The 20,247-nt window shown below is 63.7% G+C and carries 17 protein-coding genes; 13 read left to right on the top strand and 4 right to left on the bottom strand.

The genetic code is table 11. The features are described 5' to 3' along the window. The first annotated feature begins 84 nt into the window (after window positions 1–84). Both KY459_03795 and KY459_03800 read left to right on the top strand, forming a co-directional pair. Entirely contained in the window at window positions 85–900 is an 816-nt protein-coding gene (locus KY459_03795; protein ID MBW3563828.1) for a DUF2306 domain-containing protein, read from the top strand. A gap of 214 nt (window positions 901–1,114) precedes the next feature. After that, window positions 1,115–2,449, top strand: coding sequence for a hypothetical protein (locus tag KY459_03800; protein MBW3563829.1), 1,335 nt, complete (start codon window positions 1,115–1,117; stop codon window positions 2,447–2,449). 463 nt (window positions 2,450–2,912) lie between these two features. Here the strand turns inward: KY459_03800 and KY459_03805 are convergent, their stop codons facing one another. Together KY459_03805 and KY459_03810 are read right to left on the bottom strand one after the other, a co-directional pair. Next, window positions 2,913–4,430, bottom strand: a complete 1,518-nt coding sequence (locus KY459_03805) for a beta-lactamase family protein (protein MBW3563830.1) — start codon at window positions 4,428–4,430, stop codon at window positions 2,913–2,915. A 90-nt stretch (window positions 4,431–4,520) separates the two neighbouring features. Beyond that, entirely contained in the window at window positions 4,521–5,315 is a 795-nt protein-coding gene (locus KY459_03810) for an AraC family transcriptional regulator (protein MBW3563831.1), read from the bottom strand. A gap of 195 nt (window positions 5,316–5,510) precedes the next feature. On the opposite strand from KY459_03810, the gene KY459_03815 reads away from it, so the two are divergent. The 3 genes from KY459_03815 to KY459_03825 all read left to right on the top strand — a co-directional run bounded on the left by KY459_03815 (window position 5,511) and on the right by KY459_03825 (window position 8,624). After that, window positions 5,511–6,059 carry a DUF1440 domain-containing protein gene (locus KY459_03815; protein ID MBW3563832.1) on the top strand — a complete coding sequence of 183 codons (549 nt, stop codon included), beginning with the start codon at window positions 5,511–5,513 and terminating at the stop codon, window positions 6,057–6,059. A gap of 43 nt (window positions 6,060–6,102) precedes the next feature. Beyond that, window positions 6,103–7,263, top strand: a complete 1,161-nt coding sequence (locus tag KY459_03820) for a hypothetical protein (protein ID MBW3563833.1) — start codon at window positions 6,103–6,105, stop codon at window positions 7,261–7,263. Window positions 7,264–7,325: 62 nt separating this feature from the next. Next, on the top strand, window positions 7,326–8,624 hold the full coding sequence (locus tag KY459_03825; protein ID MBW3563834.1) for an amidohydrolase: 1,299 nt from the start codon (window positions 7,326–7,328) through the stop codon (window positions 8,622–8,624). Window positions 8,625–8,642: 18 nt separating this feature from the next. Here the strand turns inward: KY459_03825 and KY459_03830 are convergent, their stop codons facing one another. Further along, a complete protein-coding gene (locus tag KY459_03830; protein ID MBW3563835.1) occupies window positions 8,643–8,984 on the bottom strand; it encodes a type II toxin-antitoxin system PemK/MazF family toxin in 342 nt (113 codons plus the stop codon). Then, complete coding sequence (locus KY459_03835) at window positions 8,981–9,217, bottom strand: hypothetical protein (GenBank protein MBW3563836.1); 237 nt, start codon at window positions 9,215–9,217, stop codon at window positions 8,981–8,983. Before KY459_03835 ends, KY459_03830 begins: the two co-directional genes overlap by 4 nt. A gap of 143 nt (window positions 9,218–9,360) precedes the next feature. Between KY459_03835 and KY459_03840 the strand changes: the two genes are divergently transcribed. The 8 genes from KY459_03840 to KY459_03875 all read left to right on the top strand — a co-directional run bounded on the left by KY459_03840 (window position 9,361) and on the right by KY459_03875 (window position 20,240). Further along, window positions 9,361–10,428 (top strand): metal-dependent hydrolase, encoded by a 1,068-nt coding sequence (locus KY459_03840; protein MBW3563837.1) that lies wholly within the window; start codon window positions 9,361–9,363, stop codon window positions 10,426–10,428. A gap of 70 nt (window positions 10,429–10,498) precedes the next feature. Next, on the top strand, window positions 10,499–12,013 hold the full coding sequence (locus KY459_03845) for a potassium/proton antiporter (protein ID MBW3563838.1): 1,515 nt from the start codon (window positions 10,499–10,501) through the stop codon (window positions 12,011–12,013). A gap of 69 nt (window positions 12,014–12,082) precedes the next feature. Further along, complete coding sequence (locus KY459_03850) at window positions 12,083–13,000, top strand: hypothetical protein (protein ID MBW3563839.1); 918 nt, start codon at window positions 12,083–12,085, stop codon at window positions 12,998–13,000. Window positions 13,001–13,088: 88 nt separating this feature from the next. Further along, entirely contained in the window at window positions 13,089–15,491 is a 2,403-nt protein-coding gene (locus tag KY459_03855) for a TonB-dependent receptor (GenBank protein ID MBW3563840.1), read from the top strand. Between the two features lie 230 nt (window positions 15,492–15,721). Next, window positions 15,722–16,996 carry a class I SAM-dependent methyltransferase gene (locus KY459_03860; GenBank protein MBW3563841.1) on the top strand — a complete coding sequence of 425 codons (1,275 nt, stop codon included), beginning with the start codon at window positions 15,722–15,724 and terminating at the stop codon, window positions 16,994–16,996. 48 nt (window positions 16,997–17,044) lie between these two features. Next, window positions 17,045–17,293, top strand: a complete 249-nt coding sequence (locus KY459_03865; GenBank protein ID MBW3563842.1) for an antitoxin VapB family protein — start codon at window positions 17,045–17,047, stop codon at window positions 17,291–17,293. Then, window positions 17,278–17,679 (top strand): type II toxin-antitoxin system VapC family toxin, encoded by a 402-nt coding sequence (locus KY459_03870; protein MBW3563843.1) that lies wholly within the window; start codon window positions 17,278–17,280, stop codon window positions 17,677–17,679. Before KY459_03865 ends, KY459_03870 begins: the two co-directional genes overlap by 16 nt. 248 nt (window positions 17,680–17,927) lie before the next feature. Then, complete coding sequence (locus KY459_03875; protein ID MBW3563844.1) at window positions 17,928–20,240, top strand: TonB-dependent receptor; 2,313 nt, start codon at window positions 17,928–17,930, stop codon at window positions 20,238–20,240. The last annotated feature ends 7 nt before the right edge of the window (window positions 20,241–20,247 follow it).

Here is a 20,247-nt window from a genome sequence, read left to right on the forward strand (position 1 = left end):
GAGGGTTCCTCGGCAGGCAATGGCCTCGGAGGCCCGTAGTTCGAGCTCGGCGCGGTTGGGCGCAAGTGATTGTAGAATCAGAGCGTGAGTCGTCGACGACTGTCGATATCGACACTTTGGTCCTTCATCGTTCTGCTGGCGGCGCTCGGCGTCACCGCCTCGGTGCTGCGGGCGTGGGGGGTGTTCGACAGTGTGTTCCTCAGCGAAGGCGAGGTGCCGGAGATGTCGAGGATTGATCGCGCCAACCTCCGCGCTCTCAATGAACTGCTCGCGATCGAGCCTGGAACGGCGCTGTACGAGGATGGAGAGGAGCAGAACCGCCGGTTTCTCGGAAAATTCAACAGCAATCCGGGCGCGACGCTCCTTCACGTGATGCCTGCTGCCCTGTTCATGATCCTTGCGCCGATACAGTTCGTGGCTCGACTCCGTTCCCGGCATCCGGCGTGGCATCGCTGGAGCGGCCGATTCCTGGTCGCCCTGGCTGTTCCGATTGCGATTTCAGGATTCTACTTCGGTATCCTGATGCCCTTCTCGGGACTTCTGGAATCGTCGGGGATCGCCCTGTTCGGCACGCTCTTCCTCGTTGCTGCGATCCGCGGCTTCGGCGCCATCCGCGCCGGAGACGTGGTACGCCACCGAGCATGGATGATTCGGATGGTCGCGGTCGCCCTCGGCGTGTCGAGCGTTCGAATCATCGGAATGCTGCTTGCGGTGCTCCTTCGGGAAGGCCCCGACATCTGGTTCGGCCCATCCGTATGGCTCGGATTCGGCCTCACGGTCGTCGCAGCAGAGCTCTGGATCCGCCGTACGAGCCCGAGGAAAAAGCGAGCAACTCCACTAGGCCCCACGCTCCCCCCTCCGGCTTCCCTGCCCGCGCCGGAACCGTCCATTGGCGGGTGAGATCGCGCACCGTCACCGCGGCAACCTGATACCGAAACCATGTTGCGCTCAGCATGTATATACTTTACGATACAAAGTCCTTCGTAGTCGAGGACATCATGAAGAAATGGATCGGATTTCCCCCACCGCTATCAGTACCGTTCTCATCTGGGGGTTCGGATGGCATCCCGCGGGTGCGGGGGGTTGACGCCGACGCTCCATCAGGACTGAAAGCATGACGAAAACCACCATTGCCGGCGTATCCGCCGTCGCGCTCGCCGTCATCCTCGCCATCATCCTCGGTTACCGCACGCTCCAGCATAGTTTCGAGCGATCCGCGGCGACACCCGACGGGACGACGACCGCCGTCACCGCGGCCCATCCGAGCTTCATCCATGGGCGCATCACCACGGTCAGCGGGGCGATCTACGAGGGGCGGCTCCGCTGGGGCATCGACCAGGAGGCGTTCTGGAGCGACCATTTCAACGGTGTCAGAACCGACAACCGATGGGTCGACCATGTACCGCCCGAGCAACTCCCCACCGAGCCCCGCCGCATCGAGATCTTCGGAGTCAGCGTCGGCCGACAGCAGCGCCCTCTCGACCTCGGGCGTCCCTTCATGGTGCGATTCGGCGATATTGCACGCATCGAGACGCTCGGCGTCAACGAGGTGCGGGTGAGTCTGAAAAACGGGACGGTCGTGGACCTCAATCGTCTCGATGCCAGCGACTTCGACGACTCCATGCGCGTGTGGGACGCGACGCGCGGCGTCATGGATGTCGACAGGCGGCTTCTCCGCACCATCGAGCTCTTCCCCCCGCCGGTAACGGGCACCCCGCCCGACCGGCTGCACGGAACGGTGCGCACGCGCGACGGAGACTTCACCGGTTTCGTCCAGTGGCATCGTGAGATGAGTCTCGGGACCGACGAGTTGGAGGGGCGGGCTGACGACGGCACTCACAGCATTCCGTTCGGCACGATCCGCTCCATCGCAAAAAACTCCCCCGACAGCTCTCTCGTGACGCTCGCCGACGGCAGCGAGGTGGTTCTCTCGGGAACACGTGAGGCCGGCCGAGGCAACGGCGGGATCTATGTCGACGATTCGCGTTACGGGCGGGTGCTCGTGTCGTGGGACGCCTTCGAGCGCATCGATTTCAGCGCGCCCGAAGCGGCCGGGAGTGGACCTGCGTACGACGACTTTCCCCCGGGCGCTCCGATCACCGGCGGGGTCACGACGCGCGATGGCCGCCGCCTCGAGGGACGGCTCGTTTTCGATCTCGACGAGACTGAGACCATCGAGACGCTCGATGCCCCGCGGCATGGGGTCGACTACACGATCCCCTTCGGTCTGATCGCTTCGATCGCCCCCCTCGGTCCCGAAGAGGGAGCGCGAGTGACCTTCCACAGCGGTGAGGAGCTCGTGCTCGAGCATGAGGGGGATCTCGGCAGCCAGAACGCCGGCCTGCTGATCTTCGCCGAGGGAGTCGAGCGCGGCGAGTACTTGCGGTGGGCCGACGTCGCGCGGATCGACCTCGACCGTCCCGGGGCGATGTACCCGCCGATCGAGTAGCGCCGAGCGAGCGACTGGGAGGGCGACCCTCCGGCGAGCGAAAATGACCGCAATCTCACCACTCGCCGTAATCAAACTCATGCGCCGCCCTTCCGTTCATCCCGAGCGTGCGGTCGGGCGGGGGGCGAGGGATCTCTCATGAAAGTACTAGCAAACCAAGCGAAGCACCGAGTTTGCGGGATTAACAAACTGAAAATCGATGCGCCCCGGAAGGGGCGCTCAGAAAGGAGCGCGGGGTTAAGGGAGGTGCCGCCAGGCGCCGACCGCAACCCCGGGTTCACATCGCCCACACATTTGGAGCCCCGGAGGGGCGACAGATTCAGAAGCCTTCAGTCTCGGGGACGGCTCATCTGTCGCCCCTCCGGGACTCGAGATTTTGATGCCCTCGTGACCCGGGGTTCCGCGGCCTTCGGCCGCTCCACCCCGCGCTACTTTATGCCGCGCCTCCGGCGCTGCGCTCGGATCACTGCACGCGCTCGAATCGCTCGCCACGCATCACCACCGCCGTCGCGGGGCTGCCATCATCGGGAAACTCGAAGCTGAAGACGACGCCGCCACCGATGTCGACCCGCAGCTGATTGTTCGCCGCATCGTAGATCTCCGCACGGCTTCCGGCGACTCCCATTCTCGCCTCGAGCCCTCCGGCAACGACGTGCCAGTCGATCCTCCCGAACTTCGGGTTCTCATACGTACCCGCGAAGTGCTCGAGAGAATGACTTAGGGGCGCGAGACGGTCTTGGCGCTCGGCGAGATGCTCACTCATTTCGTTCTTCCAGCTGTCCCGCTCTCCCTGCAGAGCTGCAAATTGTCGTTCGTACTCCTCTTCCAGATCCCCGCGTCCGGCAAGCCTGTCGTAAATCCAGGTCGCCACGAGATCGGCCGCGTCCGACGCGATACCGCCTCCATTGGTCAGCACCACGACGCCGAGACCGGTTTCCGGCTCGAACGACATGTGCGAGCGATAGCCGGAGAAGGCCCCGAAGCGCTGGACGATCGTCCTTCCCTGCCACTCGGAGACGTCCCATCCGTAACCCCACGCCTTCCGCTCGAATGGACCGAATCTCCTGGCCTGGGGGACAATCCGCTCGTGCATCGAAGCGATCGGTTCTGCGGGGAAAACGCGCCTGCCTTCGAGCCGCCCGTGGCTCGCATGCGCCGCAACGAACCGGATGAGATCGCTGGCGGTCGTGAAGTGGCCTCCTGCCGCGTGGAGGTTCGCGTCGGCCTTCGGCAGTCGAATTCTTCCCCACCCCTCGCCGGCGACGAGTGGGGCGAGCGCGTGGGGCCAGGCCACTCGCTCCGGGTCGATGGCCGAGACGCGAGCCGTCGTCGACTCCATCCCGAGCGGTTCGAGCACCTCACGCTCGACTACGTCCTTCCAGCCGTGGCCATCTCGCGGATCGAGCGCCAGACCGAGGATGTTGTACGGGAGGTTGCGATATGCGAATGCGTTTCCCCTCTCGGATGGACCATAGTCAGCGAGAAGCTCGATCAGAAGCTCGGGGGTGAACTCGCCGCTATACGCAGTACGGACGACGACCGGGCCCTCCTGATCGATGCCATCGGTCATGGTCAGCAACTGGTGCACGGTGATCTCGTCCGCATCGAGAGGGGCGGCAAGCTCGAGGGTCGGCAGGTAACGCGTGATCGGCGCGTCGAGCGCGATCTTTCCTTCGGCAGCCATGAGAACGAACGCAGTTGCGGTGAGCGCCTTGGTGCTCGAAGCGATGTAGAACGCGCTGTCGGCTGTGGCGGGCCGGCCCGAGGCGGCGTCGGCGACACCGAATCCGCCCTCGTAGAGCACCCACTCCCCTTTCGACACCGCGATCGCCATCCCCGGGGCCAGACCCGCGTCTACGACCCGGGCCGCGAACCTCTCGACGTCCTCCCGCCATTCTCCGCCGATCGTGGCCTGGGAGTGAGCAGGTGCAGCGACGGTAAGAGCCGCGCACAGGATGGTTGCAGCGATTCGAGCGTTCATGTTCCCTCCTCGTTGCCGCCGATGATATGCGGCCACCGAAGCGCCGCGTTGAATGAATCAAACCGCGGATGAATCAAATCGGTGAACGAATCAGCCTCTGGCCAGTTTGCGGAGAATCGCGGGAGTCAGTCCGGTGGCCGAGCGCATCTCCCGGCACATGTGCGGCTGATCGGCATACCCGGCAAGCTGGGCAATCGCGGAGAGACTTTGCCTGGTGCCGGCCACCTTCTCGGCCGCTCTGCGGAGCCGGACCTGGCGGCGATAGCGGCTGACCGGGATTCCGTACGCGCGCCGGAACGCCCGCGTGAGCGACACCGGATGTACGCACAGGCTTTCGGCGAGCTCGCGGACCTCGATTCCCGCCGGTGCGAGATCGTCGAGTGCTTCACGCGCGCGCCGAATCCAGCCCGGAGCATCGCCCGGCCGCGGTGCCGGAGCATCGATGAACTCCGCAAGCAGCTCGAAAACGATGTTCTCTGCGTCGCGTCCGGAAGACGGCTCGAGCAGCGCACGACCGAGGGAGAGGAGGGGTTGGATGCCTTTGTCGGCGTGACTCCATCGCCAGACTTCCGGACGGCGATCGTCCTCGAGAAGATCGGGATCGGTGATCTCGACGGCGATCGTTCGCGCGCCGCGAGGACCCACGTCGTTCTCGTGGACGGTGCCGGCCGGCTTGAAGACGACACTGAGGGCCGACGCATCTTCTTCAATCCCGTTGGCACGCTCGCGAAGGGCCCCGTCGATCACCAGGGTGATTCCCATCCAGTCGTGCGCATGCGCCTCTCGCCGATATCCCGGGTGATAGCGGACACGCTCCACCCGGAAACCGCGGCCGCTGAGGGACGCGCCCTTCTCGAACAGATCTTTCGCGGCTCGCGCAGCCATACTCTCGAGTATACGTGTCGGGGGGAGCGCCGTTAACAGCGATGACGCGTCGGATCGGACGGACGAGAGGAAAAGCGGGATCGCCTGCTGACGCAGCGCATAGAGCGCGCCGCGAACGACCCGGCAGAGCCCGGCGGTCCAATGAATACCCCGGGCCGGTAGGCTCCTTGCTCTCCATTTCTGCCGGAGGGTTCGATGAGGTTCGGACGAAGAAGAAAGAAGCGGCCATCCATCCTGAAGGGCATGCTCGCGGGTGCCATCGGCGGCGCCGCCGGCACCGTCGCGATGAACTATGCGCACATCGCCTGGAACAAAGCCGAGGCGAAGCTCCGTGAGGCCGACGGATCGGGATCCGCTGAGCAATCCGGCGAGCCCGCAACCGCCAGGACCGCCGGCAGAATCACCGAGTCGTTCCTCGACCGCCCCCTCACCAGCCGGGAAAAGGCGATCGCCGCGCAGATCGTCCACTGGTCGATGGGCTCCGGGTCCGGCGCGGTCTACGGCGGCCTCGCTTCCCGTTACCCCGGCGTCGCTTCCGGCGCCGGGCTCCCGTTCGGCCTCACCCTCTGGGCCGTCGCCGACGAGATCGCCGTCCCTGCCGCCGGCCTCTCCCCGCCACCCGGCGAGGTCTCCGCGACGATGCACACCAAAGCGCTCGCCGCCCATCTCGTCTACGGACTCGTCACCGAGCTCGTTCGCCGCGGCGTCGTCCGCCTCCTCGGTGACCCGGTCAGGAGTCGATGACATCGGACCGCAGATGCGACCCCCAGCCGATACGATGACGATGATGCGTGAGAACTGCCTGCAGCGAAAACGCGAAACGGCCGGACGACTGACCGCGGCGCTCCTCTTCGGCCTGATCGCTACGACAGCCTTCGCGCAGGACGCGCAGCAGCAACAGCCTTACACCGAGACGATCGACGTCATCCGGCACCTCATCATCGTCCGCGTCAGCGATTCGGCCGGAAATGCGATCACCGATGTCGAGCCGGAGGAGTTCCAGGTCACGATCGGCGGTGAGCCCGCCGAGGTGGAGTCGGCGAGCTGGATCGCGGCCGGCGCGAGCGATCCTCTCCCCGCTGCGGAGGCAGCGACGCCGGAAGCCGTCCCGGAGGCACAGCCGTCGAGCCGGCTCATCGTCATCTTCGTCCAGACCGATTTCGCGCGCGCGACCCAGCGGCTTGCCGGCCAGATGAAGTTCAACGCCGGCTTCGTCCGGGATCTCGTCGACTCGTTGCAGCCGGACGACCTCGTCGCGGTCGTCTCGCACGATTCGCACATGAAGCTGCAGCTCGACTTCACGATCGATCACGACGCGGTCGCGGAGGCCGTCCGGGAGTCGATCCGGATCCGTCAGGTGCCGCTGCCCGAGCCGCTCACTCTCGGGCCGACGCTCGCCGGCGAGCTCGACGAGTCGGAGATGCGCGATGCCGCGACGGGAGAGGAGGCGCTGCTCGTACTCGCGCGCGCGCTGCTGTCGCTGCGCGGCGAGCGGATCGTCATCATCGCCGGCTGGGGGCTCGGCGAGCTCCGCGACGGTTCGGTCGCGATGTCGGAGGAGTGGTCGCGGGCGATGGCGCTGTTCCAGTCGGCCAGCATTCCGGTCATCACGCTCCACACCGGACTCGAAGGAGGCCAGCTTGCCGGGGGAATGAAGTCGACCTCCAAAGCGACGGGCGGCTTCTTTGCCGGAACCCAGCAGTTTTCGGGACAGGCTCTCCGGCGCGTGCGCGGCGCGCTCGCCGGCTACTGGGAGCTGGTCGTGCGGCGGGACGAGACTCTCGGACCCGGCGCGCACGAGGTCGAGGTGGTGGTCGCCCGGCCGGGGGCCGTCCTCATGGTCGCTCCGGCGATCCGCGTGCGGCGAACCTCCGCGCCCGCTCCCCTGAACTCGAAAAGATCCCGATCCCGTAGGAAGAGACGAGAGGCGAGAGACGAGACGGTGTGACCTCGAAGGTCGCGGAGTATGATTCCTCGAAACGACCCGTCCCGAACAGGAGCCTACCGACGATGCGATCTGCAATTCTTTCCCTCTTCTCCCTTCTCTTCATCCTGCCTGCTGCCGCACAGCCGACCGACCGGCTCATGCAGGAAGCGGAGCGCGTCGAAGAGCAGGTGATCGAGTGGCGGCGCGACATCCATGAGCACCCCGAGCTCGGCAACCGCGAGTTTCGCACCGCGAAGATCGTCGCGGATCATCTTCGCTCGCTCGGCATCGAGGTAGAGACCGAGATCGCGCACACCGGAGTCGTCGGGACGCTGCGCGGCAATCGCCCAGGGCCGGTGGTCGCGCTTCGCGCCGACATGGACGCCCTGCCGGTCCTGGAGCAGACCGGACTTCCGTTCGCTTCGCGCGTCACCGCGGAGTACAACGGGCAGGAAGTCCCGGTCATGCACGCGTGCGGTCACGACAATCACGTCGCGATTCTGATGGGTGTCGCCGAGGTGCTCGCCTCGATGCGCGAGGACCTTCCGGGGACGGTGAAGTTTTTCTTTCAGCCCGCCGAGGAAGGGCCGCCGGAGGGGGAGCGGGGAGGCGCAGCGCTGATGATGGAAGAGGGTGTGCTCGCGGGTCCGCGCGCCCCGGAGGCGATCTTCGCGCTCCATGTCGGTCCGTATCCTCCGGGAATCTATTACAAGGCGGAAGGGATCATGGCGGCCGCGGATACTCTCCGGATCCGGGTCGACGGGCGGCAGACGCACGGCTCGATGCCCTGGCTCGGAGTCGATCCGATCACAGCCTCGGCGCAGATCATCGCCGCGCTCCAGACAATACCCAGCCGGCAGCTCGACGTCTCCGCGGCTCCGGCGGTCGTCTCGATCGGCTCGATTCAGGGAGGTGTTCGCGGCAACATCATTCCGGACTTCGTCGAGATGGTCGGAACGATCCGAACGCTGGATGAGGCGATGCAGAAGGACTTTCATGAGCGGATTCGCCGCACGACCGAGCACGTGGCGATGAGCGCGGGCGCGACCGCATCGGTCGAGATCGAATCGTACGCGCCGGTGACCTGGAACGATCCGGAGCTCGTGAGCCGGATGCTGCCGACGCTGGTGCGAGCCGCAGGCGAGAAGCGCGTGCACGCATTCGCACGGCCAATCATGGGCGCCGAGGACTTCGCGCATTTCCAGCAGCAGATTCCCGGCTTCTACTTCTTTCTCGGTGTGAACGATCCGGGAGTCGGAGCCGGCGAGGCACCGCCGAACCACTCCCCTTTCTTCGACGCGAACGAAGATGCGCTGATCATCGGGGTGCGCGCGCTCGCCGGGCTCGCGTGGGATTACCTCCACGGCGCGGCGGCACAATAGATGTGAACAGCCCGCGTTTCAGGAAAGGTCGAGCACCAGCCGCAGACCAGCGTCGAGTCGCGCAAGCGAAGCACCTTCGAGTCGCCCCATCCGCTCGGTCAGCAATGATTTAGTCAAGGTCAGGATCTGAGAGACGTTGACGACCGACTTCTTCGGCAATCCCGTCCCGCGCCGTGACACGACGAAGTTCCCAGGCGCTTCGCCGAGAGCGAGATTCGACGTGAGCGTCGCTATGATTACGGTCTGAATGCGACTCTCGTTGAAGTCGTTGGCTTGGATCACGACCACCGGTCGCCGGTAACCGGGAGACGAGCCATGGGGATCCGGCAGAGAAGCCCACCAGATCTCCCCGCGCCTCACCACTCCTCCCGCGGAATCGAGAGTCCCTGCATGATCGACAGCGCCTCATCCACCTCGGCGGATTGCTCGCTATAAATATCATCGAGCTTTTCTCTCACTGCCTTCGAGCGATGCCTGACCGTATAGTCGGCCACGGCTAGCGCATAAAGGCGGCTGCGCGTTATCTGGAGTCTCTCCGCAAGCTCCTCGGCCTGCTCGAACAGTTCGTCTGGTATCGAGATCGCTGTTTTCATACCACAGTATAACTCAAGTGGCTGGTCGCTATTCCTGCGACGTACCGCTGTAAGACCTTCTCCCGCGGTCGATCGAGGTGTGATGCCGACTCCCCCAACCTCCAACCTCCAACTGTGATGCTGGTACCATTCGGCGCCGCTGAATGGACCCGCTCGCTCACACGCTCACAGGGGCGAATCTCGCCGCCACCCGGCTCGGTGGCAAGTCCCGTCTCGCCGCCGCCGCGCTCGTGATCGGGGCCAACGCGCCGGACATCGACGCGATCCTCTACTTCACCGGCCACCGCGATCTCGCGCTCGGCTTCCGGCGCGGCTGGACCCACGGCGTGCTGGCGCTGGTCGTTCTCCCCTTGATCCTGACCGGGCTCCTCCTTCTGTACGACCGGCTCCGGCCCGATCCGGAGCGGCGCGCCGATCCGAAATGGCTCCTTCTTCTCTCCGCGATCGCGACGCTCACGCATCCGACGCTCGACTGGCTCAACACCTACGGGATGCGCTGGTTGATGCCGTTCCGGCCGACGTGGTTTTACGGCGACTCGGTGAACATCATGGATCCGTGGATCTGGCTGATCCTCGGAATCGGCTGGCTCGTCGGACGGCGGCCGACGATCGCGATGGTCGCTCTCTGGGCAATCTTCACGTTCCTGATCCTCCGAATCGTCGGCGGGCGCGCGCCGGAGTACCTCGTTCTCGTCGCAATGATCGCCGTGATTCTTCTGCTGGCGCTGCTGTGGCGCGGTCCCGCGCGCAATGCGCGGCTGGGCGCGCGCTTCGCAACGACGGCGCTCATCGTCACGACGCTCTACATTTGCTCGCGGCTGCTGATCAACGCCGCGGCGGGCGCGGAGGTAGAGCGTCAGCTCGAAGCGCGCGGCATCGTTCCCGTACGCGTGCTGATGCTCTCCCCTCATCCGATCGATCCTCGGGCGTGGTCGTTCGTCGCGCGCAACGACGACCTCTACCGCGTCGGGACGATCGAGTGGCCGGGAGGGGAGGTCGAGCTCTCCGAAGAAACGCTTCCGGTCGCGAAGGAGAGCCCGGAATGGAGAGCGGCGCGGCGCGATCCCTCGATCCGCGGCTTCATGACGTGGGTGCGTTTCCCCTCGTACGTGATCGAGAGAACCGGTGGTGAGACGCGAGTCCTGATCTACGACGCCAGGCGAGCGACCGGCAGCTGGCCCTCACCAAGGATCGTGACGCTGAAACCGTGACACTGGGCTTTTCCGCGGGTATCGGAGTTAAGTTCCGGGTTCGGACCCGACCCCGCATATATTGAGCTCGATGCCAGAGATCCTGCTCGAGAAAGCTGTTCCGATCGAGATGCTTCTCGTCGCCGTCGGCATTCTGCTCGTCGTCAGCATCCTCGCGAGCAAGGCTTCGGGGCGGCTCGGTGTCCCGGCACTGGTGCTCTTTCTGACGATCGGAATGCTGGCCGGTTCGGAGGGAATCGGCGGGATCTACTTCGACGACGCCGAGACGGCGCAGTGGATCGGAGTCGTCGCGCTCGCTTTCATTCTCTTTGCGGGAGGTCTGGAAACGAACTGGGACTTCGTCCGTCCGAGCATCCGGGGCGCGCTGTCGCTCTCGACGCTCGGAGTGCTTCTGACTTCCGCATCCGTCGCGCTGGCCGTTTTCTATTTTCTGGGGCTCCCACTCCCTCAGGCTTTTCTTCTGGGAGCGATCGTTTCGTCGACGGACGCGGCGGCGGTTTTTTCGGTATTGCGCTCGAAAGGCGTGGATCTGAACGAACAGCTCGCCGCGACACTCGAACTGGAGTCGGGAAGCAACGATCCGATGGCTATCTTTCTCACCACGGCGTCGATCCAGTTTCTGCTGCAGCCGTCCACGACCGTCGGCACGCTCGCTCTGGACTTCGTTCTGCAGATGAGTCTCGGTGCTCTCTTCGGCTACCTGATGGGGGTCGTGGCGACCCTGATCGTGAATCATCTCCATCTCGAGTACGGTGGCCTTTACCCCGTTCTGACGATCGCGGTCGTCATGCTCACGTATGGAGGGGCGGCTGCGCTCGGCGGAAACGGATTTCTGGCGGTCTACATCGCAGGGATCGTCATGGCCAATCGAAATTTCGTTCACAGGCGCCGGCTGACAGCATTTCACGACGGCCTCGCCTGGCTGATGCAGATCGCCATGTTCCTCGTGCTCGGGCTTCTCGTGTTCCCGTCGCAGCTCATCGAGGTGGCGTGGGTCGGCATCGCCGTGGCCCTCGTGCTGATCTTCATCGCGCGCCCGGTCGCCGTGTTCGTGTCTCTCGCTTTCACTTCGCTCGGTTTACGGGAGAAGACACTGATCTCCTGGGTCGGGCTTCGTGGGGCCGTGCCGATCATTCTCGCAACGTTCCCTCTGCTCGCGGGAGCGCCGGGAGCGGCGCTCATTTTCAATGTCGTCTTCTTCATCGTCCTGACGTCGGTCATTCTGCAGGGAACGACGATTCCTCTGGTGGCGCGCTGGCTGAGGGTCGACGTAGCGACCGTTCCGGATCTCCCGCCAGGCGAGCCGGCCTTTTCATCGCGGAAGGAAAGCGCGCTTCTCACCATCGAAGTCGCCGAGGGCTCGCAGGCCGCCGACAAAAAGATCGTTCAGCTTCCGCAATGGCCGCGCGAAGCGCTGATCCTCGTCGTCTATCGCGATGACGAGTTCTTTCTCCCGGTGGGCGGGACCGAGCTGAAGCCGGGCGATCGGCTGATCGTCCTCACGAGCAAGAAGGTCGCTGACCGGGTTCGCGCAATTGGAGCAGCACCTCCCCGGGACGGGGTCGGGTCTGAACTTGGAACTTAACTCCGAAATCATCAGGCCTTTTCCGCTGGTATCGGTGTTAAGTTCCAAGTTCGGACCCGACCCCGTCTAATGCTCTTTCACATTCACAGCGGCGACATCTTTTTCAGCGCGGCGGGCATTCTGACGCTGGCGGTGATTGCCGGATTCCTCCTTCCGGAGGGGAAGTACGACCTGGCGCGGCGCGTGATCCGGACGTTCTTTCTCCTCTCGGTTCCGCTCGGCGCACTCGGCACGGTGCCGGTTCCTCCGGGGCTCGCGTTTGCGCTCGTCGGAGTGTGGGTCGTTCACGCCGCGCTCGGATTCGGGCGTCGCTCGAGGCGCGGCGCGGTGCTCAGCGGTTCGGTCCTGCTGCTTCTGGTCGTCGCGTCGGCCGCTCCGGAGATTGCATGGAGGCTTCGCCAGCCGCCTGAGCTCGCTCCGCCTCCGACAGTTTTCGTCTTCGGCGATTCCCTCAGTTCGGGAGGCTTCGGCGAGAGCCGAACCTGGGTCGACCATCTCGATGGCAGCGGAGGGACGAAGTTCATCAATCTCTCGATGCCGTCCGACACGACCGGTTTCGTGCTTCGGTCGCGAATCGGCGAGCTCGAGGACGGCTGCCGGGCATGCGGAGTGGTGATCGAGCTCGGTGGAAACGAAATGGTCGGAAACGGATCGGCGCGCGAGTACGAGCACAACCTCCGAAAACTGATTGCCCAATCTCGCGAGCATGGTGCGGAAAGAGTCTGGCTCGTCGAGCTGCCGCCGCTTCCCGGCCGATGGTCGTGGCCAGCCGCACAGCGTCGCGTCGCCCGCGACACAGGATGTATTGCGGTTCCCCGTCGCGTCCTCGCCTCGGTTCTCGTCGATGAAGCGAATACCTTCGACGGGCTTCATCTCACCGATCGGGGACATCAAAGGCTCGCCGGGCTGATGCACGTCTGGCTCGGGCTCGCGGCGTCGGAGGCGACACCGGTACATCGTGAGGGCCCGGTACGCCGAAATCATTAAGTTGACCCGACCTTCTCCGTCATTAAACAATACGACCTGGTTGGCGGCGCGTTCGTCAGATTGCGCCGCACGACACCGGAGGGCAATCATGAAAGACGTTTCGATGAAGGCATTATTGGCGTTGGCGGCTCTGGTCATTGCCGTGATCATCCCGGCAGGTCCCGTCCTTGCGCAGGACGAGGACGACGAACGGGAGGAGACCGAACAGACCGCGCGAAGAGTGACCGAAGAGATGACGGTCACGGCGCGAAAACAGGAAGAGTCGATTCAGGAGGTTCCGTTGTCGGTCGCGGCCCCGACCGAGGAGGAGCTGCGGGACCGTGGCGCCGAGACTCTCGAGGACGTCTCGGTCAACGTCGCGGGATTCACGGTGCAGAATGCAGGTCCGGGGCAAAGCCAGGTCGGAATGCGCGGCGTCTCGGCCGGGCGGATCATCCGCGACCAGCCGGGCGTGAAGGAACAGGTCGGCATGTACCTCGACGAGTCGGTCATTTCACTCTCGCTCTTCACTCCCGACATCGATCTGTTCGACCTCTCCCGCGTGGAAGTGCTTCGCGGCCCGCAGGGGACGCTCTTCGGCTCCGGATCCCTCTCCGGAACGGTTCGCTACATCACCAACCAGCCGCGGATCGGCGTATCGGAAACGATCGCCGAGCTGAACGCCAACACCATTTCGGACGGCGACTTCGGCGGAAGCGCGAAGGTGGCGGCGAACGTGCCGATGGGCGACACCGCGGCAATGCGCGCAGTCGCCTACTTCACGGAGTACGGCGGCTTCATGGATGCCGTGCAGCCGGATCTCCGGGTGAATGAAGACGTGAACGACGGGAACCGTTTCGGCGGACGTCTTGCGTTTCTCTTCGAGCCGAACGAGCGGCTTTCGATCACCCCGCGCATCGTCTACCAGGAGGTGGAGACCGACGGATGGAACCGGATCGACGTCTTCAACATCCTTGCAAATCCCTTCACGACGACGCGGCCGCAGGTCACTCTCGGTGACCGGAGGCAGTTCACCCAGTTCGAGGAGCCATTCACCGACGAATTCTTCCTCGGTGACCTCAACGTCGAGTACGACCTGGGTGGGCGAACTCTGACTTCGATTACCTCGTTCACGAATCGCGACATCCTGGTCATTCGCGACGCGACGGCGCTCACCGCGAGCATCACCGGTGGCACGATCGCTCTGCCGGAGAACATTTACACGATCGACGCGCCGCTGTTCGACGAGACCGGGGCGGAGTCGTTCACTCAGGAGGTGCGGTTGTCGTCAGAGATGGCCCGGTGGCAGTGGGTCGCAGGGGCGTTCTACAGCGACAGTACGCGCGACTACGCACAGAATCTTCCGGTGATCGGATTCACCGCGCTGAGCGGTATTCCGACGGCGGGAACGAAGCTGGCCGAGACGGATGAGCTCTATAAGTCCGACCTCCACTACGACTTTACGCAACTGGCGGCTTTCGGTGAGGTGACGTACGCCGTGAACGAGCGGCTCGATCTGACCGGCGGACTGCGCTGGTACGACTTCGAAGAGGATCGAGTACAGATCTTCGATGGTATCTTCGCCGACCCGATCGACAGCGTCGGCAGCGTGAGTGCGGACGGCTTCGCACCCCGCGTGATTCTCAGCTACGAGCTCTCCGAGGCGACCCGGCTCAATGCGCAGGTATCGAAGGGATTCCGGCTCGGCGGGATCAACGATCCACTCAATACTCCCCTCTGCCGCGGAAACGACGAGCAGATCTACGGCGGACGGCCAACATGGGATGACGAGACGCTCTGGAACTACGAGGTTGGTGCCAAGTCGAACATCATGAACGGCCGCGGCACGTTCAATGTGGCGGCGTATCACATGGACATCAAGGACCTGCAGGCGAGCGTCACGGCCGGATCGTGCTCCTCGCGCATCGTGATCAACGTACCGGATGCGAGAGCAACGGGAATCGAGGCGGAGTTCGAGCTCGCCCCGACGGACAGCTTCGACTTCGCGATCTCCGGCAACTTCAATGACTCCGAGCTCGGATCGAGCTTCATCGTGAATGGCGTCCCGCAGGCGGGAATCGTCGAAGGCAACCGGCTTCCGAGCGTGCCGGAGTTTCAGATGGCCGCCGCTGCGACGTACCGATGGACCATGAATCGCGGGATGGCCGGTTACGCAACCGGGGTCTACCAGCACGTCGGCGATCGCTTCACCCAGGTGAGTGATCAGCAGGAGGGTTTCGGAACGATTCCACTCGACTCCTTCGCGGGAGACATCGGCGGTCCCTTTACTCAGAACACCTTCACCTTCGATCCGAAGCTTCCGGCTTACGACGTCATCAACCTTCGCGTCGGGATTCTGCGAGGGATGTGGGACACGGCGTTGTACGTCAATAACGTGACCGATGAGCGGGCGTTGCTCGCCATCGACATCGAACGAGGGGCCCTTGCCCGCGTGTCGTACATGACGAACCAGCCGCGGACATTCGGTGTGAGCGCCCGCGTCAACTTCTGAGCCCGCGAGTCTGCGGGGTCGCGGCCTGACGGCACACGGCCCCGCAGACCGGCGACGATGCCGGAGTGTTTGCCGGCGGACGCCGTATTCTTGTCAACCGGCGGGAGGGGTGATCCAATTGGCGTTCGTTTCGGCTCGCCGAACGCGCCCATGACCCGCCGCCGAACAACATCAGACGAGACCGGAAGTGTGACCTCGCCGCCCCCGTCGATCGAGGGAGCATCATCGTAATGCGCTTCGGGTCGATCAGACGGCGTCTCGCGGGTTACCTCCTCGGGCTGGGCGGCCGGCCGGAGGAACATCCGATTCCTCCGGACTATCTCTCGCCCGCAGAGCTCAAGGGCACTCTCGACGACAAGCAGATGCGGCAGAAGGCGGAGGATTACTTTTCGTCGATCGCGGACTGGAACGATCTGCTCCGGAAGCCGTTCAGCCGGATCGAGGACACGCCGCCTCTTCTCATCAACCTCGCCGTCCTGATTCGAGGGATGAATCTCGTTCCCGGCATGAAAGTCCTCGATTTCGCGGCAGGCAGCTGCTGGGCAACCGACGTCTTTCTTCGGCTCGGGTGTCACGTCGTCAGCATCGATGTCTCGATGACCGGCCTGAGAATCGGCCGGAGCCTGATCGAGCGGGACTCGTTCCGGCGCGCGGCGCAAATCCCTGCAGTGTTCGACGGCGAGCGGCTTCCGCTCGCGGATTCTTCGATCGACCGCATCTTCTGTTTCGACGCCTTTCATCACGTGCTGCGGCAGCGGGAGGTCCTGGGCGAGATGCATCGGGTACTCGTCGGTGGGGGGATTGCCGCCTTCGGCGAGCCGGGTCCTCATCATTCGAGATCGGCGCAGTCGCAATCCGAGATGAAGACCTATCGAGTTCTCGAGGACGACCTCGATCTAAGAAAGCTGAGCGAGATGGCGTCGGACGCAGGCTTCGTCACGATGAACGTTTCGCTTTTCAACGCGGATCCCTCTTCGGTGCCGCTCGATCAGTTCGAGGAGTTTCTCGAGGGAGGGCCCGCGTGTGTCGACTACGTCGATCAGTCGCGCCAGTTCCTCAGCAACGCCCGCGACTTCTTTCTGCAGAAGGCCGGGCGAGAACGCGCCGACAGCCGGAGACCCGCGGGTCTGCGGGCGGAGATCGAAGTCGCTCTCGACGAGGTTCGATCCGACGGTTCGATTCCATTCTCGTTCAGGGTGAAGAATTCCGGGGAGGCTCACTGGCTTCCCTCGAGCGAGCCCGTCGGGGGGGTCTCGCTCGGATGTCATCTCTACGATGCGGAGCGGAAGCTGATCAGCTGGGACTTCCATTGGGAATCGCTGGAGGCGGATGGAGACAGATCGGGCGTCGCTCCCGGAGCCGTCGTCGAGGGGAGGGGAATCGTGCCGCGTCTCGCGCCGGGCGACTACATCCTCGAGCTCGATCTGGTGAGCAACGGTGTGATCTGGTTCACACAGAAGGGCTCACCGACGGTGAGCCTCCCCGTCTCGATTCCGGGTTCGTGATGCGATCCCTTGCGCTTTCCGCATGGCTCATGCATGATCTGTGTAGAGATGCCGACCAAGACAATCAGCCTGAAGATCGAGGCGTACGAAAAGCTGAAGCGTGCCCGGCGCTCCCCTGAAGAGTCGTTCAGCAGCGTCGTTCTGCGGGCCAGCTGGCCGGAGGAGACCGTTACCGGAGCTGCACTCCTTGCTCATTACCGCAGACGCGGTTCGTCTTTCAGTGAAGACGAGCTTTCCCGAATCGAAGAAATGAAGATCGCCGACGGACCGCCGGAGGATAAGTGGCGAGGGACCTGATACTCGAGACCACATTTCTCATCGATCTCGAGCGAGAAGCGCAACGGGGAGATGAGGGCCCCGCGATGACGCTGCTCGAGCGCGAATCCCTCTCCAACCTTTTCATCACCTTCACAGTGGCGGGCGAACTGGCTGCCGGCACGAGTCTTCAGGAACGCCACGCGTGGAATGAGTTCATTGCACCGTTTCGGGTGTTGCCGTCCAACGCTGAGGTCTGCTGGCAGTATGGAAAGATGTTCCGCTATCTCCAGGGGGTCGGTCTCCTCATCGGATCCAACGATCTCTGGATCGCGGCGACTGCGATCGCGAACCGGATGCCTCTGGTGATGCGCAACGCAAAACACTTCCGGCGAGTCCCGGATCTCGTTTTGGTTTCCTACCGGTGATCGACGCTTTGCCTCATTGAAGTTTCCGCGACGCGATCGTGCGTGTGCCGGGCAATTACCAGGTCCATCATTGTCGAGCTGCCGGAGGTCTGTGAAGTCGACGCTCTCACGCGGGATCTGTGATGTGTCTTCAAGTCCAATCTCCGGGGGTTGACATCCCGAGAAAGCGGTGGGAGAATGGCCGCCTTATTGAGACTGAGTCTCAGTATGAATAAGGGACCTATCCCGACGCCAAGGAGTTTTCTTCCATGTCTTCGCTTCACTCTCTCACCATCTTCGCTCTGCTCCTCGCGCTTCCGGCACAAGCCGCACCTCCCGAACAGGCTCCTCAATCGGATGCCGTCGCGGTGGCCGACGCCAGCGAGCCCGCTCCCGCCCCGGCTCCCGATCTCAGCGAGGGCCAGCCCGTTCTGATCGCCGCGAAACAACCGGTCCTCTTCGAGAACCTGACCATCGTCGGCGGCTCTGATCGCGTCGAGGAGATCCCCGGCTCGGCTCACTACCTCTCGGAAGAGGAGCTCGAGGTCCAGGACTACACCGACATCCATCGCATCCTTCGCCAGATTCCCGGCATCAATGTCCAGGAGGAAGAAGGATTCGGTCTTCGCCCGAACATCGGGATGCGAGGGACCGGGCTCGAGCGGAGCCAGAAGATCACTCTCCTGGAAGACGGGGTGCTGATCGCCCCGGCACCCTACTCCGCCCCGGCCGCGTATTACTTCCCCACTGCGGGAAGGATGGAAGCAGTCGAAGTCCGGAAGGGCTCGACTTCCATCATTCAGGGTCCGTACACGACGGGCGGCGCGATCAATCTGATCTCCACGAGCATCCCGTACGGCTTCGCCGGAGCCATCGAGGCCTCCGCGGGAGAGTTCGGCACCGGCAAGGCTCACGCCTCGTTCGGCGGATCTTCGGAACGATTCGGATGGCTCCTCGAGACTTTCCAGCTGCGGTCCGACGGATTCAAGGACCTCGATGGTGGCGGCGATACCGGCTTCGACCTTCAGGATTACATCGGAAAAATCCGCGTCAACAGCGACGCCTCGTCCCGCGTGCAGCAGGCGCTCGAGCTGAAGCTCGGCTACGTCACACAGGACGGAGACGAGACCTATCTGGGATTGACCGATGCCGACTTCCTCGCGGCTCCCTTCCGGAGATATGCGGCTTCTCAGGCGGACGTCATCGACACCGAGCATGAGCAGATCCAGCTTCGGCACCTCGTCGCACCTTCCTCGAAATGGGACGTGACGACGACCGCGTATCGAAACGACTTCTTTCGCAACTGGCACAAGCTCGGATCGATCGGAGGAGTCGGCATCGCGTCGATTCTCGAGAATCCGGAGCTCCATGCCGATCTGATGGCAATCGCTCGCGGCGAGCTCGACGACGAGAGCGGCTCGCTCTCCGTCAGAAACAACCGTCGCGATTACTACTCGATGGGTATCCAGTCGGTCGCGGCGATTCGCGTCGATGGCGGAAGCGACCGTCGCCACGAGATCGAGATCGGCCTTCGCTATCACGAAGACGAAGAGGACCGGTTCCAGGAGGATGAGAAGTGGGGCATGAGGAATGGCCGCATGTTTTTCGTCAGCCAGAAAGATCCGGGGACCAATGCGAACCGGGTCGGTTCCGCTGAGGCAATTGCCTTTTTCGTTCAGGACCGAATCTCGATGGGACGGCTGACCCTGACCCCGGGTGTCCGCTACGAAACGATCGATTTCACCCGGGAGGATTTCGGACGGAACGATCCCGGCCGAACCGGTGACCCCAGCGTTCGCACGAACAGCGTCGACGCGTGGATTCCGGGCATCGGCCTCGTTTACGAGCTTTCTCCGCAGTGGGGCCTCTTCGGAGGGGTTCATCGCGGCTTCGCGCCTCCGGGACCCGGAGCGGATCAGCGGACCCGCCCCGAGCAGAGCATCAACTACGAGACCGGGGTTCGCTACGTCGCAAGCCCGTTCACCTCCCAGCTCGTCGCATTCTTCAACGACTATTCGAATCTCCTCGGACGCGACACGCTCTCGTCCGGAGGAGGAGGCTCCGGCGATCTCTTCAACGGTGGAAAAGTCGAGGTGAAGGGGTTGGAAGCAAGTGTCGACTCCGATCTGATCCGGATGTTCGGCGGAACTGCGAGCACTCTCTCTGCGCCGCTGCGGCTTGCGTTCACCTGGACCGAGGCCACCTTCCAGTCGAGCTTTGCGACCGGCTTCGCAGACTGGAAGCCGGAAGTGAGCGCCGGCGACCGGCTCCCCTACATCCCGGAGAATCAATGGACGCTCGGAGCCGGCCTCACCGGGGAGCGGTGGATGGGTTACGCCACGCTCAACTACAGCGACGAGATGCTGACCCGGCCCGCCCAGGGCGATATTCCTGACCGATTCAAGACCGACGATCATCTGATCCTCGATCTCTCCGCGGAAGTTCAGCTCATCGGAAATCTGCGCGGCACGGCGCAACTGAGAAACGTCACCGACGAGACTTACATCGTCGCACGCCGCCCCGCGGGAGCTCGTCCCGGCATGCCGCGAACTCTGTTTCTCGGCGTCCGTCTCGATTTCTGAACTTTCA

It is taken from the genome of Acidobacteriota bacterium (assembly GCA_019347945.1).
Taxonomy (GTDB): Bacteria; Acidobacteriota; Thermoanaerobaculia; order Gp7-AA8; family JAHWKK01; genus JAHWKK01.